The organism is Vibrio sp. qd031 (genome assembly GCF_002100145.1).
In the GTDB taxonomy this organism is placed as follows: domain Bacteria; phylum Pseudomonadota; class Gammaproteobacteria; order Enterobacterales; family Vibrionaceae; genus Vibrio.
This window is the reverse complement of the sequence record NZ_JXQD01000009.1, coordinates 59,889-74,656: the sequence shown is the minus strand read 5'-3', so window position 1 is coordinate 74,656 and position 14,768 is coordinate 59,889. Positions and strand designations below refer to the sequence as shown.

16 protein-coding genes are annotated in these 14,768 nt (G+C 47.7%); 8 read left to right on the top strand and 8 right to left on the bottom strand.

The window, feature by feature from the left end; all coding sequences use genetic code 11:
* Positions 1 to 452 precede the first annotated feature (452 nt).
* A complete protein-coding gene (locus ST37_RS05695) occupies positions 453 to 1,001 on the top strand; it encodes a gamma carbonic anhydrase family protein (RefSeq protein ID WP_084884557.1) in 549 nt (182 codons plus the stop codon).
* On the opposite strand, the gene ST37_RS05690 is transcribed toward ST37_RS05695, so the two are convergent.
* The 4 genes from ST37_RS05690 to ST37_RS05675 all read right to left on the bottom strand — a co-directional run bounded on the left by ST37_RS05690 (position 998) and on the right by ST37_RS05675 (position 3,762).
* Positions 998 to 1,270 carry a DUF1488 domain-containing protein gene (locus ST37_RS05690; RefSeq protein ID WP_084884542.1) on the bottom strand — a complete coding sequence of 91 codons (273 nt, stop codon included), beginning with the start codon at positions 1,268 to 1,270 and terminating at the stop codon, positions 998 to 1,000. The genes ST37_RS05695 and ST37_RS05690 overlap by 4 nt on opposite strands.
* Positions 1,271 to 1,307: 37 nt before the next feature.
* Positions 1,308 to 2,141: a shikimate dehydrogenase gene (gene aroE / locus ST37_RS05685; protein ID WP_084884555.1), complete on the bottom strand. Its 834-nt coding sequence runs from the start codon at positions 2,139 to 2,141 to the stop codon at positions 1,308 to 1,310.
* A 135-nt stretch (positions 2,142 to 2,276) separates the two neighbouring features.
* Entirely contained in the window at positions 2,277 to 3,203 is a 927-nt protein-coding gene (hemF, locus tag ST37_RS05680; RefSeq protein WP_084884540.1) for an oxygen-dependent coproporphyrinogen oxidase, read from the bottom strand.
* Between the two features lies 1 nt (position 3,204).
* Positions 3,205 to 3,762, bottom strand: coding sequence for an L-threonylcarbamoyladenylate synthase (locus ST37_RS05675; protein ID WP_084884552.1), 558 nt, complete (start codon positions 3,760 to 3,762; stop codon positions 3,205 to 3,207).
* Between the two features lie 169 nt (positions 3,763 to 3,931).
* Here ST37_RS05675 and purE point away from each other — a divergent pair, with 169 nt between their 5' ends.
* A complete protein-coding gene (purE, locus tag ST37_RS05670; protein ID WP_084884538.1) occupies positions 3,932 to 4,417 on the top strand; it encodes a 5-(carboxyamino)imidazole ribonucleotide mutase in 486 nt (161 codons plus the stop codon).
* A 5-nt stretch (positions 4,418 to 4,422) separates the two neighbouring features.
* Positions 4,423 to 5,574 carry a 5-(carboxyamino)imidazole ribonucleotide synthase gene (locus ST37_RS05665; RefSeq protein ID WP_084884536.1) on the top strand — a complete coding sequence of 384 codons (1,152 nt, stop codon included), beginning with the start codon at positions 4,423 to 4,425 and terminating at the stop codon, positions 5,572 to 5,574.
* A 260-nt stretch (positions 5,575 to 5,834) separates the two neighbouring features.
* Here ST37_RS05665 and ST37_RS05660 read toward each other — a convergent pair whose 3' ends face one another.
* From ST37_RS05660 to dprA, 3 genes are read right to left on the bottom strand one after another with little or no spacing between them, the layout of a single operon-like run.
* Positions 5,835 to 6,389, bottom strand: coding sequence for a topoisomerase DNA-binding C4 zinc finger domain-containing protein (locus tag ST37_RS05660; protein ID WP_084884534.1), 555 nt, complete (start codon positions 6,387 to 6,389; stop codon positions 5,835 to 5,837).
* 48 nt (positions 6,390 to 6,437) lie between these two features.
* Entirely contained in the window at positions 6,438 to 6,911 is a 474-nt protein-coding gene (locus ST37_RS05655; protein WP_084884532.1) for a DUF494 family protein, read from the bottom strand.
* Positions 6,908 to 8,044 (bottom strand): DNA-processing protein DprA, encoded by a 1,137-nt coding sequence (gene dprA / locus ST37_RS05650; RefSeq protein WP_084884550.1) that lies wholly within the window; start codon positions 8,042 to 8,044, stop codon positions 6,908 to 6,910. The genes ST37_RS05655 and dprA overlap by 4 nt, the downstream gene beginning before the upstream one ends.
* Positions 8,045 to 8,202: 158 nt before the next feature.
* Between dprA and def the strand changes: the two genes are divergently transcribed.
* From def to ST37_RS05625, 5 genes are all read left to right on the top strand, one after another.
* Positions 8,203 to 8,715 carry a peptide deformylase gene (gene def, locus ST37_RS05645; RefSeq protein ID WP_084884530.1) on the top strand — a complete coding sequence of 171 codons (513 nt, stop codon included), beginning with the start codon at positions 8,203 to 8,205 and terminating at the stop codon, positions 8,713 to 8,715.
* Positions 8,716 to 8,724: 9 nt separating this feature from the next.
* Positions 8,725 to 9,672 carry a methionyl-tRNA formyltransferase gene (fmt, locus tag ST37_RS05640; RefSeq protein WP_084884528.1) on the top strand — a complete coding sequence of 316 codons (948 nt, stop codon included), beginning with the start codon at positions 8,725 to 8,727 and terminating at the stop codon, positions 9,670 to 9,672.
* Between the two features lie 67 nt (positions 9,673 to 9,739).
* Positions 9,740 to 11,020 (top strand): 16S rRNA (cytosine(967)-C(5))-methyltransferase RsmB, encoded by a 1,281-nt coding sequence (gene rsmB, locus ST37_RS05635; protein WP_084884526.1) that lies wholly within the window; start codon positions 9,740 to 9,742, stop codon positions 11,018 to 11,020.
* 16 nt (positions 11,021 to 11,036) lie between these two features.
* Positions 11,037 to 12,413: a Trk system potassium transporter TrkA gene (gene trkA / locus ST37_RS05630; protein ID WP_084884524.1), complete on the top strand. Its 1,377-nt coding sequence runs from the start codon at positions 11,037 to 11,039 to the stop codon at positions 12,411 to 12,413.
* A gap of 15 nt (positions 12,414 to 12,428) precedes the next feature.
* Positions 12,429 to 13,874: a TrkH family potassium uptake protein gene (locus ST37_RS05625; protein WP_084884522.1), complete on the top strand. Its 1,446-nt coding sequence runs from the start codon at positions 12,429 to 12,431 to the stop codon at positions 13,872 to 13,874.
* On the opposite strand, the gene ST37_RS05620 is transcribed toward ST37_RS05625, so the two are convergent.
* Positions 13,871 to 14,665, bottom strand: a complete 795-nt coding sequence (locus ST37_RS05620; protein ID WP_084884521.1) for a sporulation protein — start codon at positions 14,663 to 14,665, stop codon at positions 13,871 to 13,873. The genes ST37_RS05625 and ST37_RS05620 overlap by 4 nt on opposite strands.
* Positions 14,666 to 14,768: the final 103 nt, after the last annotated feature.

The following is a 14,768-nucleotide window of genomic DNA, read 5'->3' as shown; positions in this document are numbered from 1 at the left end:
ATTGACATCGTTTTTTGTTTTACTTTTTATAAAAAAAGTAAAAACAAGTAGCGATTATCATCAACGAGTGCCCACACAGATTGATAGGTTTATATTGTTAAAGAGCGTTGCCTTGTTCAGGCTGCTTTAAGGTCTCCCTTGAAGCGGACGGCCATTCTAGCGATTTGAGTCTCAGTGTCAAACACTTTTTTGCTTTTTATTTCGAAGCGTATTTTCGAATCGAAATTGTGCAAATGACTCAGCCACTTGGCCTACTGATGCGGCTGAAGCGTTGTGCGCTCTACCGTGTCAGTGAGGCGGCATTATAGAGATCCGAATCACATTGGCAAGTGTTTTATTGCACTTTTTCCAGAAAAAAGTGCACTTGCACATAAAAGCGCCATTGACGGGCTTTTTTGCTATGTTTATGTACACTAGAACCTACAAACACGTGCATTTGGATGGGTAAAATGATGAGTTCACTACGAAGCTACAAAGGGATAAGCCCTAAAGTTGGCCGCAACGTCTATATAGATAGCAGTTCCGTATTAGTTGGAGACATTACGCTAGGAGACGATGCCAGCATTTGGCCATTGGTGGCGGCACGCGGTGATGTGAATCATATTGAGATTGGTGCTCGCTCAAATATTCAGGACGGCAGTGTACTGCACGTCACTCACAAAAATGCCGACAACCCCAATGGTTACCCTCTCATTATTGGAGACGATGTCACCGTTGGCCATAAAGTCATGCTTCATGGCTGCACCATTGGTAACCGAGTATTAGTTGGTATGGGGGCTATTATTCTGGATGCTGCAATCATCGAGGATGACGTCATGATTGGAGCAGGCAGTCTAGTACCACCAGGCAAAGTTCTTGAAAGCGGTTTTTTGTATGTGGGTAGCCCAGTAAAACAAGCTAGGCCTCTAAAAGAGCAAGAGCGTGCCTTTTTACAGAAATCGGCCGACAACTATGTGCAAAACAAAAATGACTATATTGAAGAAGTACACGATTTAAACTAATTCAGCGTATTTACTACGACTCGCCCTTGCGAGTCGTATTCTTCATCTTCTATTAACTGTTCCGCTGTCTCTTCTAGATCGAATCGAAACTGGTTAAATACCGAAAACCCTTCATTTTGCTCAATCACCGGCTTGCCAGCAAGTTCCTCAAGTAACACAGCTGGAACAATGCATTCCAATAACGCCCCCATAGATTGGGCGGTGAAGATGACACAGCGTTGCTGTTCGTCCCAGCGCAGCTCATCACCAAATAGTATTGATTGATTCATGTCTTTAGTTCCAAGGTGATTGAGTGAGTCTTGTAGATCAGGACTGTAGATTCTTACGTAGCTCTCGCAAGACCTGTTTCGCTCCTGGTCGAATACCACGCCAAAGCATAAAGCTTTCTGCTGCCTGGCCCACCAGCATCCCTAGACCATCAAAAGCGTGAGCGGCCCCATTATCGAGTGCCCATTGGTTAAATGTGGTGACGCCTTTGCCATAAACCATATCGTATGCAACGGTCTGACGGCCGAAGATCGCTGAAGACACCGGAGGCAGACTGTTGGACAAACTTGTCGAAGTTGAATTAATCACCACATCAAAGGTTTGGTTAATTTCATCTAATGGTTGGCTGATTACTGGCCCTATATCGGCAAACACCTGTTGAAGCTGTTGCGCTTTTTCATAAGTTCGATTGGTTATCGTTAAACTCAATGGAGACTGTTCGAGCAGAGGTTGGATCACACCTCGCGCCGCACCTCCAGCGCCAATAAGCAAAATGTTCGCCCCTTGCAGCACAGTATTGTATTGCAGCAGGTCTTGTACTAGCCCCTCACCGTCTGTGGTGTCTCCAAGAATCTTGCCATCATCGAGCTTTTTCAGTGTATTAACCGCGCCCGCTCGTTTTGCTCGATCCGTAAGTTGGTTGGCAAACTCGAAAGCCTCTTCTTTATACGGCATGGTGATGTTGCACCCCCTGCCACCTTCAGCAAAAAACTGCGTTACTTCGCCAACGAAGTCGTCATTCTTCGGTTCACAAGCGGTATAAGAGAGGGATTGATTTGTCTGACGCGCAAATAACGTATGAATAAAAGGTGATTTACTCTGACTGATAGGGCTTCCATAGACCTTGTATTGATCCACACTGGTTTGTGACATTGCTGATTGAGTGGAGTGTTGGCTGTTGTCAGACATGACCTATCTAATCCTTGTCGTTATTGTCGAGTCATGTATGACCCTATCATTAGTGTTCAACGAAAAAAAGCACCCTGTTTGGGCGCTTTGTTTAATTGTTTACCATGCTCTTGGTGTTAAGTAGTCGTACAGTTGGGCTTCTTCGCTGCCATCTTCGGGATGATAGTTGTATTCCCAACGTGCCAATGGGGGCATCGACATTAATATTGACTCAGTCCTTCCCCCACTTTGCAATCCAAACAAGGTGCCTCTGTCATACACCAAATTAAACTCGACATAGCGCCCGCGTCGATAAAGCTGAAACTGACGTTGGCGATCGGAAAAGGAGGTTTGATGACGTCGTTCAACAATGGGGACATAAGCGTCGATATAACCCAAACCCACCGCTTGCATGTAAGCAAAACACTGTTCAAACGGCCACTGATTCAGGTCGTCAAAAAACAGGCCCCCAACACCACGGGTCTCATCTCGGTGAGGTAGATAAAAATACTCGTCGCACCACTTCTTGTGCTCGTCATAGACTGAGTCACCAAAAGGCTCGCACACAGTCTTCGCTACATCATGCCAATGCTGTGCGTCCTGCTCAAACGGATAAAAAGGTGTAAGGTCGAAACCGCCGCCAAACCACCAAATAGGGTCACACCCTTCTTTTTCGGCGACAAAGAATCGAACATTGGCGTGCGATGTTGGGACATAAGGGTTATGCGGATGCATCACTAACGAAACGCCCATCGCTTGATATCGACGTCCCTCCAGCTCTGGCCGGTGCGCTGTCGCAGATTTTGGCATGCTCTTGCCTTCAACATGAGAGAAGTTAACTCCTCCTTGCTCAAACACATGCCCATTGGTCATCACTCGGGTACGACCGCCGCCACCAAGTCTTTCTCCTGGCTCTCTCGACCAGATTTCCTGCTCAAAGGTTGCAACACCATCGACCTTCTCTAACGCGTCACAGATGGTGTCTTGCAACCCAAGTAAAAACTGCTTTACCGCCTGGATGTCTATTGCTTGTTGTGATGACTGCATACTATCCCTGCCTCAAAGTGGTCGATGTTAGGATATCTCGAATCTCGCTTGGTCCCTGACGACCGCCTGTCTGCCCTTTAACAATGACGACAGCGGTATCACCAAGTTGCTGCTCCACTTCCTGGTAAGTGATACATGCGGGTTGCCCGCTCAAATTAGCACTGGTAGATGTAATCGGTTTTCCAAACTGTTCACACAGCTCAATAACCAACGGATGATCCGTCACTCTGACAGCCACAGAATCAAACTGCCCGCTCACAAGGGAGAGCAAGCGCTCAGAGGCTGGGATAACCCAAGTAAACGGCCCGGGCCAGGTGCGAGTTGCGCGCTCTAATTGTTCGGAGGTCACTTGGCTAAGGTCAACGTATGGCATTAACTGCTCAAATGACGACGCGATAAGGATTAACCCTTTACTAGGATCTCGCTGCTTAATATTTAACAGGCTTTCTAATGCCTGTTGATTGTCGGGATCGCATCCAACACCAAACACACCTTCCGTTGGGTAAGCAATCACGCCCCCATTATTAAGCGCCTCAATGGCGGCTTGTAAATCGATCACTGCATTCCCTATTTGAGCGATAAAACGTCCCTTAGTGTACTGCGAATCGTTTTCATTGCTCAAACTAAAAATCTTAAACAAGTTGACGCAAACGTTTTCCTAAAGCAAAAACAGTCGTATAATGCGCGCAAATTCCCCTTCGCAGATAAAAGATTAAAGAGGTAGGTAAATGAAAGTCGGTATTATTATGGGCTCGAAATCTGATTGGCCAACCATGAAACTGGCCGCTGAGATGCTGGATACTTTCGGTGTAGAGTACGAAACCAAAGTGGTTTCAGCGCACCGCACTCCACAACTCCTTGCCGACTACGCCAGTTCTGCAAAAGAGCGCGGCCTAAAAGTGATCATTGCAGGGGCAGGAGGTGCAGCACATCTTCCAGGTATGACAGCCGCTTTTACTAGCCTGCCAGTACTCGGTGTTCCTGTTCAATCACGCACCATGAGTGGTATGGACTCTTTATACTCTATTGTGCAGATGCCTAAAGGCATTGCGGTTGGGACACTAGCGATAGGTGAAGCGGGCGCGGCTAACTCTGGTCTACTGGCGGCTCAAATCATCGGTACTTTTGATGAGCAAGTAATGAGCAAGGTAGAAGAGTTCCGAGCAAAACAGACGGAAACTGTTCTCGCTAATCCAAACCCTGCAGAGGACTAAGCATTATGGCTTCAACCATAACTCAAGTTTTAGTGTTGGGTTCCGGTCAGTTAGCACGAATGATGTCACTGGCCGTTGCACCACTTAACATCGACATCAAAGCCTTTGATGTTGGCAGTGAAAACATCGTTCACCCGCTTACGCAGGCAGTGTTAGGACATGGATTGGTTGATGCTATTGCCTCTGCGGATGTGATCACAGCAGAATTTGAACACATCCCTCACGATGTACTCGATTTATGCGAACAAAGTGGAAAGTTCTATCCAACCACCAAGGCGATTAAAGCCGGTGGCGATAGAAGAATAGAAAAATCACTGCTTGATGACGCTAAGGTCAAAAACGCCCCTTATGCGATCATCAATACCCGTGAAGACTTTGATGCGGCAGTTGCCACCGTTGGGCTCCCTATGGTGCTTAAAAGTGCTCTAGGCGGTTACGATGGTAAAGGCCAATGGCGTTTAAAAGAGCGCGCACAAATGGACGCTATTTGGCAAGAGATGCAGCAGTGTATCTCTGAGTCACCCGCCCAAGCGATCGTGGCTGAAGCCTTTATTCCGTTTCAACGAGAAGTGTCTTTAGTCGGCGCGAGAAGCACCACCGGTGAAGTCAAAGTGTACCCATTAGCCGAAAATGTTCACACCGATGGCGTGTTAACACTGTCCACCGCCATTGACGAGCCGCAGCTTCAGCAGCAAGCCAAGCAGATGTTCGAGGCTGTCGCGGACTCATTAGATTACGTTGGCGTATTAGCGCTCGAGTTCTTTGATGTTGATGGACAGCTGTTGGTCAATGAGATCGCACCTAGAGTTCACAACTCAGGACACTGGACTCAGCAAGGTGCCATCACCTGTCAGTTTGAAAACCATATTCGTGCGGTCTGTGGACTTCCCTTAGGATCGACTGAATGCATACGACCTACCGCAATGATTAACATTTTGGGTGAAGACAGTGTACCTACCGCTTTGTTAGCACTGGCTGATTGTCACATTCATTGGTATGGAAAAGATAAGAGAGCTGGTCGCAAGATGGGCCACATTAATCTATGTGGCCAAACCAAAGCCGAGCTTGATAACCGACTTAAACACGTCGCCGCTATCTTGGACAGCGATGCTTTTCCGGTGTTAAAGCATCTTATACCAACCAAAGCAATTAACTGATCATTCTTGCTTGTTAAAATCGCTAATAGCGGCGTTAAAGATTTTGTAGGTAGGACAACTATCTACAGCAATCTTTGCCTTGCTCTTAGCGATTTTTCTGGCGCAATTTTCTGACCAGTTAATTACTTCGATTGGTATTAAATAAACATCATCCATTGTAAGCAATGAAAATGGTCTGAAAATAAAAACGGGTTCATCAGTTGATGAACCCGTTTTTTACATTCTTTGTACAGTTTAACTGCCTTGCTTAGTTCTCTTGCTTAGTTCTCTTGCTTAGTTTGGCAACCACGACTAGCACACACCAAAGCGTGCTTTTTTTCCACCAACAACGGGTAACCACATTCTTGACACTGACCCACAACCGGCGGGAAGTTTACGGCAAACTTGCACTTTGGGTAGGCGTTACAGGCGTAAAACGTCTTTCCATTACGACTGCGCCTCGCAGTTAACGTTCCTTCAGCGCATTCTGGGCACGACACTGTCGCTTCAACCTGCTCTTTGGGGGCATCTAACGACTCGATATGCTGACACTGTGGATAAGCACTGCAGCCAATAAACATGCCATAGCGACCTTGGCGCAATACCAATTCGTTCTCGCACTTTGGACAGGCAACGCCCAAAGGCTTCACGATGTGGCCGTCATTATGATTTAACGAATGGATATAGTCACAATCTGGATAGCGATTGCAGCCAAGAAAAGGACCACGTTTACCGTGTTTTAATGTCAGCGTTCCCTCGAGGCATTGAGGGCAGGTTTGATTATCTAAAGCGTGCTCATGAGCACCAAATAAAGCGGGATCAATTTTAGAACTCATCACAACTCACACGGGGTATCGGCCAGCTCTTAACGCATTAGCCGGGAATTAATGAAGCAACCCTTGCTCTCTCGAATACAGCAACTCTTCCATTTGCATGTAGGCATTTTCGTTGCCAGGAGAGTTAAACAGTACCATCAGTACCACCCACTTTAACTCTTCTAGGCTAAATTCTTCTATATCGATCCCCATTACCCGGTCAATCACCAACTCGCGAGTTTCGGGCATCAATACCCCGGCTTGCTCTAACAGCAGCAAAAAACCTCTGCATTCAGCATTTAGGCGGAGGGCTTCCTGTTCGGTGTAGATACGCGTAGACGATGCAGCACTGGTTGCAATGCCTTGCGCAGCGTCTTCTTGCTGCAGCGCAGCAAGCTCTTCTAACCAGTTGAGCGCTTTATAGATCTCTTGTTTACGAAATCCTGCCTTAAGCAGTTCTTCTTCAAGCTCTTCCTGATTAATGACCAGTTCAGACTCACTATGGATATAAGTTTCGAACAGATACATCAAGATATCCATCATGGCGCGTTCCCCCTAATACGAATGTAGCCACCAGCTACCGATGCAACATGACCTGCGAGTTCTAATTCAACAAGTTGGGTCATGAGCTCTTGAACCTTTATATGGGTACGCTGGGCAAGAATATCAACCGGCGTGGGTTCTACCCCTAAATTAGCTAACAGCAACGGGAAAGGCAAGCCGGTATCGGGGTCATTACCCCCGTTTAATCGAGTTTCTTCGTTTTGAGGCGATAGTGACGTTAACGACTGTGAGTGACTTATTGAGTTCCGACGATCATTGTATGCCATATTCGGCACCGAGCGACACCGGTTAAGGAGCTGCTGGTAGCTTTGAATAAGTACCGCCCCCTCATTAACCAGTGCATTGCTGCCAGTGGACATCGGTGAATGAAAGGCTCCGGGCACCACAAAGACATCTCTATTTTGCTCGGCCGCGTAGCGAGCGGTGATGAGCGAACCACTTTTGTGTGCCGCTTCAACCACCAATACAGCACTGGCTAGCCCACTGATAATACGATTTCGCCTGGGGAAGTGCCCAGCTTTTGGTCTGACCCATGGTGCGAATTCAGAGACCAATGCCCCCTGCTCTTTAATACGGGTAGCGAGCAGGGTGTGGCGCTTGGGATAGATGTGCTGTAAACCCGAGCCTAACACTGCGACAGTGCTCGCCGACTCAGAGCATGTAGAGAGCGCCCCTTGATGGGCACAGCCATCAATGCCAAGGGCTAATCCACTGGTGGTGGTAATGCCATCTTTAGCTAGTCTTGCCGAAAATTGAGACGCTATCTGTTTGCCATCAAAGCTTGCGTTGCGACTGCCGACAATAGCCACTTGCGGGCGCGTTAGCCACTTGAGCGCTCCTTCAACAAATAATACCGGCGGGGATGCCGATGTCTCCAATAGCTGACCGGGATACTGCTCATGATAGCGCGCCAAACAGTGGCGCTGCTCACCACCGTCTAACCAAGCGTCTATTTTGGATAGCCATGGATGGTGGGTTGAGCGCAAAAATTGAGTTTGAGTAGGATTAAACCCCGCAAGTGTCAGCTCCCTATGTGAATACGATAAAAGCTCTTGAGGCGTGACTGCATCGATGATCGCAGAAAATTTTACCGGACCAATGCCAGGGGTCATCCACAGTATCAGCCAACTTCGAAGCGTCTCATCCACACTTTCTCCCTAGATTTGTTGTGCAAAATTGCACCAAGGCTGTCAATTGGGTGACAAAATGTCTAGAATTGACCCAATTATCTTGTGCGCTTTACGGCGCGGTTCAACATTACTAAGTCATTATGTCATTATTACCAGTACTTACTTTTCCTGATGAGCGCTTGCGCACTGTCGCAACGCCACTTACAGAATTCACACCTGAACTCCAAACCATGATCGACGACATGATTGAAACCATGTACGCCGAAGAGGGGATTGGTCTTGCCGCAACGCAGGTGGATTACCACAAGCAATTGATCGTCATTGATGTGTCTGACACTCGCGATCAACCAATGGTATTGATCAATCCAGAAATCATCGAAAAAAGCGGTGAAGACGGCATTGAAGAAGGCTGTCTATCGGTTCCTGGCGCTAAGGCCTTAGTGCCACGTGCTGCAGAAGTCACTGTAAAAGCGCTCGATCGCGACGGTAAAGAGTTCAGCTTTGAAGCCGACGATTTACTCGCTATTTGTGTGCAACACGAAATGGACCATTTAAAAGGCAAATTGTTTGTCGATTATTTGTCTCCTTTAAAGCGCAAGCGAATTAAAGACAAGCTAGAAAAAATCAAACGCTTCAACGAACGCCAACAATAGGTCACCCCATTGAGTAAGCCTCTAAACATTGTCTTTGCAGGCACGCCAGACTTTGCCGCAAAACATTTACAAGCATTGATTGACAGCGAACACCATGTGATCGCGGCGTACACACAGCCAGATCGTCCTGCCGGACGAGGTAAAAAACTGGCTGAGTCTGCGGTAAAAACCTTGGCTAAGAGCCATGACATTCCAGTTTTTCAGCCAGAGAACTTTAAATCTGACGAAGCTAAAACTGAATTGGCGGCACTGGACGCAGACCTAATGGTTGTCGTGGCCTACGGGTTACTGCTACCGCAAGTGGTTCTCGATACCCCGAAATTGGGGTGTATCAATGTTCATGGGTCAATCCTTCCCCGCTGGCGCGGCGCGGCGCCTATTCAGCGCTCTATATGGGCTGGAGATAGCGAAACCGGCGTCACCATCATGCAGATGGATATTGGGTTAGACACAGGTGACATGCTAAAAATTGCCACTCTTGAGATCGACCGTGACGATACCAGCACCAGTATGTACAACAAATTGGCTCAGCTTGGTCCTACCGCACTCATTGATTGTGTAAAAGAGATTGCGAATGGCACTGCAAAGCCAGTTAAACAAGACGACGAGCTTGCGAACTACGCCAAAAAGCTGAGCAAAGACGAAGCAAAAATCGACTGGACGCAAAGCGCTGAACATATCGAGCGCTGTGTAAGAGCCTTCAACCCTTGGCCAATCAGTCACTTTGTCGCCAATGAGCACGCCATTAAGCTTTGGCAGAGCCGTGTTGACACACGCACGGTCGATCAAGCACCAGGTACAATAATCCAAGCGGATAAAAGCGGATTATATGTTGCAACTGGTGAAGGCGTACTGGTCCTAGAGAGCTTGCAAGTACCAGGTAAAAAAGCGATGTCTGTTCAAGATATTTTGAACTCACGCGCTGACTGGTTTACCGTTGGGTCTACACTAAGCTAGCCACCCCTTTTAATTTATTAGAACTTTTCGAGGGCAGAGATGCCCTCTTTCTGTTACAGGTACTGTTATGAATGTTCGCGCTGTTGCTGCCGATGTCCTTTTCCGTGTGGTCGATAAAGGCCAATCCATGTCCACCTTACTTCCTCAAGCGTTAGGTAAAATTAGACCCCGTGATCACGCCCTACTGCAAGAGATTTGCTATGGCTCGTTGCGTGTATTACCTCGTTTAGAAGCCATAGCTTCGGAGTTGATGGATAAACCACTAAAAGGAAAACAACGAGTCTTTCACCATCTCATTTTAGTCGGGCTTTATCAGTTAAGTGCGATGCGCGTTGCCGAGCACGCAGCCGTTGCCGAAACGGTAGAAGCAACCAAAGACCTTAAAGGTCCAAGACTCCGAGGCCTCATTAATGCTGTGCTGCGTAACTACCAGCGCAACAAAGAGGCACTTGATGCCAAAGCCATCAGCTTTGATGCTGGAAAATATGTCCACCCTAGCTGGCTGCTTAAACTGCTTAAAGAGGCGTACCCTGAGCAATGGCAAAGTATTGTTGAAGCAAACAATACCAAAGCCCCTATGTGGATCAGAGTCAACACTCAGCACAACAGCGTCGATGCGTACCTTGCCCTGCTTGAACAAGAAGGCATTGCGGCCACCAAAAATGTTCTTGCTCCGCATGCACTGCTGCTAGAAAAACCACAAGACGTTCGCAACCTCCCCGGTTTTGAGCAAGGCTGGGCATCGGTTCAAGATGCCGCGGCTCAACTCTCGGCTGGTTTTTTAAAGCCTCAAGACGACGAACTGATCCTCGATTGCTGCGCCGCTCCGGGGGGTAAAACCGCGCACATCATAGAGCTTGCACCAAACGCGCAAGTGGTCGCGGTGGACAGTGATGAACAACGTCTAGAACGAGTACACGATAACTTTGAACGCTTGAACATTTCAGCACAAATCATTTGTGGGGATGCGCGCTATCCACAAGATTGGTGGCAAGGCGAGCAGTTTGACAAGATTTTGTTGGATGCACCGTGCTCTGCAACGGGTGTGATCCGTCGTCATCCAGACATTAAGTGGTTGCGCCGCGCCAACGATATTGAGGCACTGGCGGACTTACAGCGCGAAATTATGGATGCTATGTGGCAGCAATTAAAAGTTGGTGGCACAATGGTTTACGCAACTTGCTCGATCACTCCTCAAGAGAATGTCGAACAAGTTAAAGCATTCTTGTCCCGCACCAGTGATGCTCAATTGGAGCTCAGTGACATTGAAGCGCCTGGGCTGCAAATATTGCCAGGACAAGACAACATGGACGGATTTTATTACGCCGTGCTCACTAAGCAGGCGTAACAGGAAAAATACCAGTATGAAAATTATCATCTTGGGCGCAGGTCAAGTCGGCGGTACGCTAGCCGAAAACTTAGTAGGGGAAAACAACGACATTACGGTTGTGGACACCGACAGTGATCGGTTAGCCGAGCTACAAGATAAGTACGATCTTCGTGTTATCCATGGTTACGCAAGTCACCCTAGCGTGCTGCGTGAAGCTGGTGCTCAAGATGCTGACATGCTGGTGGCAGTAACTAATACCGACGAAACCAATATGGCGGCTTGTCAGATTGCGTTTACTGTATTTAACACCCCAAATCGAATTGCTCGGATCCGTTCATCCGAATATCTGCAAGAAAAAGACACGCTATTCCACTCTGGCGCCGTCCCTGTTGATCATCTGATCGCGCCTGAAGCCCTCGTCACCAGCTATATTGAGAGGCTCATTCAATACCCTGGTGCACTGCAAGTGGTTAGCTTTGCTGAGCAAAAAGTGAGCTTGGTTGCCGTAAAAGCCTATTACGGTGGACCGCTTGTGGGGAACGCGATTTCTGCATTACGCGAGCACATGCCGCACATCGATACGCGAGTGGCCGCAATATTTCGTCAAGGTCGACCTATTCGACCGCAAGGTACCACCATTATTGAAGCCGACGACGAAGTCTTTTTTGTCGCTGCCAGCAACAACATTCGCTCTGTTATGAGTGAGTTGCAACGTCTTGAAAAACCGTACCGACGCATCATGATAGTGGGTGGGGGTAACATTGGTGCTAGCTTGGCTAAACGCCTAGAAAGAAGCTACAACGTGAAGCTCATTGAACGCAGCTATAAACGGGCAGAGTCGTTATCGGAAGAGTTAGAGCACACCACCGTATTTTGTGGTGATGCAGCGGATCAAGAGCTACTCAGCGAAGAGAGCATCGACCAAGTAGACGTCTACATTGCACTGACCAACGAAGACGAAACCAACATTATGTCTGCGATGTTGGCCAAAAAGCTTGGCGCTAAAAAAGTGATGGTACTTATCCAACGCGGCGCCTATGTCGACTTGGTTCAAGGCGGTAGTATTGATGTTGCCATCTCCCCCCAACAAGCCACTATTTCTGCGCTGCTAACCCACGTAAGACGCGCGGATATTGTTAACGTAAGTTCACTTAGACGTGGCGCAGCGGAAGCCATTGAAGCCATTGCTCACGGCGATGAAAACACCTCGAAAGTGGTGGGCAAAGCGATAGGTGAGATAAAACTTCCACCCGGTACCACCATTGGCGCCATTGTGCGTGGGGATGAGGTGCTTATTGCACACGATCGTACTGTGATTGAACAAGATGACCACGTGGTGATGTTTTTGGTCGACAAGAAATTTGTCCCTGACGTCGAAGCCTTGTTCCAACCTAGTCCTTTCTTCTTGTAACTAAGCGCAGCGATAATGGTTAACGTACGCCCCATTCTATTCGTGCTTGGACTGGTGCTGTCCAAAGTGGCGTTGTTTATGTACCCGCCCACGGTGTTGGCGCTGTTTAACCCAGGAAGCGGGTTTATAGAATTCGCGCTAGCCGTGGCCATTACTCACTTTTCCGCATTGGGCTTTCTCGCCATTGGCAAAACTGTCGATTTTAAACTTGGCGTTCGTGATATGTTTTTAATCACAGCGCTGGTCTGGACGGTGAGCAGTGTGTTTGCGGCGCTGCCGTTCGTTTTCATTAACCATATCAGTTTCACCGATGCCTATTTTGAGACCATGTCGGGGATCACTACCACCGGCTCTACGGTGCTTAGTGGCCTAGACAGCATGTCGCACAGCATTTTGCTGTGGCGCTCTACCTTACAATGGCTAGGTGGCATTGGTTTTATCGTTATGGGAGTGGCAATACTTCCGATGCTCAACATCGGTGGTATGCGACTATTTCAAACCGAATCGTCAGACTGGTCAGATAAAAGCTCACCGCGAATTAAAAACGTCGCCAAAAACATTGTCACCGTGTACATCACCCTGACCGTGCTGTGCTTTGCAGGTTACCTGCTTAGTGGCATGAACTTGTTTGAAGCGATCAATCACGCCTTAACCACATTGTCTACCGGCGGTTACTCAACATCCGATGGTTCAATGAATCACTTTTCTTACCGCGCTCATTGGGTTGCCATACTATTCATGTTTTTGGGTGGCTTACCATTCTTGCTGTTTGTTTCGTTAGTGACGCAAAAAAGCCCGAGAAAAATACTGTCCGATGAACAGGTTAAAGGTTTCGCTCGACTCTTTTTATTGGCGAGTGTTTTGGTGGGGCTATGGCTTACCCTAGTTGATGACTACCCCACTAGTGATGCAATCAGAGTATCAATGTTTAACGTTGTGTCGGTGATGACAACCACAGGGTTTGGGTTGGACGACTTCACGTCTTGGGGCGCGCTACCCTCCGTACTGTTTGTATTTCTATTGATGACGGGGGCGTGCTCAGGCTCTACCAGTGGTGGGATAAAGCTGTTTCGCTTTCAAGTGGCTCGGTCGTTACTAAAGATTCAACTTATGAAACTGATACACCCAAGAGGTGTGTTTGTGCAGCGCTACAACCGTAAAAAAGTCAGTGAAGATATCGTGCGTTCAGTGGTTGCGTTTAGCTTACTGTTTTTCATCACCATCATTGTACTTGCCGCGCTGCTTGCATCTATGGGGCTCGACCCAATAACCAGCTTATCCGGAGCCATAACAGCGGTTGCGAATGTTGGACCAGGCATGGGGGCCGTAATTGGACCTACAGGGAATTTCGCCACCTTACCGGATGCGGCAAAGTGGCTACTAAGCTTTGGGATGTTATTGGGCCGGCTCGAAATTCTCACCATTTTGGTGTTATTTGTGCCCGCCTTTTGGAAACGCTAACCTCTAAGCTGATCAATCAGACCTAAGACTTGTTGCCCAGCGTCAACCGGATCCACGGGTAAGGTGATGGTCAACTTGTGGGTGATTTCATCGTTACCAATAAACCTTGAAATCATTCCGCCTAACCCTTTCTTCTGACGGTCAATCTCAACCCATATTTGCAATGCATCTTGATCACGATACAGCAGCAGTTCGACCTCGCGTACTAACCCATGATAAGGGCCTGTAGTTGGAACAAACTCAAACTGTTGTACAAACGGCAGTTCAAACCCCTTGGCTGCCTCACACTCTACCTGACGAATCCTTAAACCTTGTTCTTCAAGCTCAGAAAAAATACCGTCCATAATAGGGTCTGGGCGCACCGTTAAACGATCTTCATCAGATGGGTCGATGGCGTTGTCTATATCTAAGCTCGTTTCTAGCCACACTTTTGAGTCTCCAATAGTGACTGGCGTATTCCAAGGCACATTTAGATTAACGTCGAATTCACGCTCTTCACTGGGGTTAATGGTAAATGAGTATGGCAACCTCCAGTCATCCAACACAAATTGACGTTTCACTTTTTCACGTCGTTTTGCGTCGGTATGGCGATCTTTTTTGACCACTTCTTCGACATACTGACAACAGAGTTTAACGTTGATATGGTCAATGGCTTGTTCCGTCGCCCCTCCATAGACATGAATGGTCACAGCGACGGTTTCTCCAGGAATAAGGACTTCTTGATGCAACACAGCATCAACTTTCGCTGATCCTATACCAAAGCTTGCGAGCGTTTTCTTGAGAAATGACATACCGTGCCTCCTGCGAATGATGTCCTACGAGTTCTTATTAGAATGCGAGATGTGCGACCTGTTCATTTGGGTAACTAAAACTGAATCGAATGTAACAAACTGT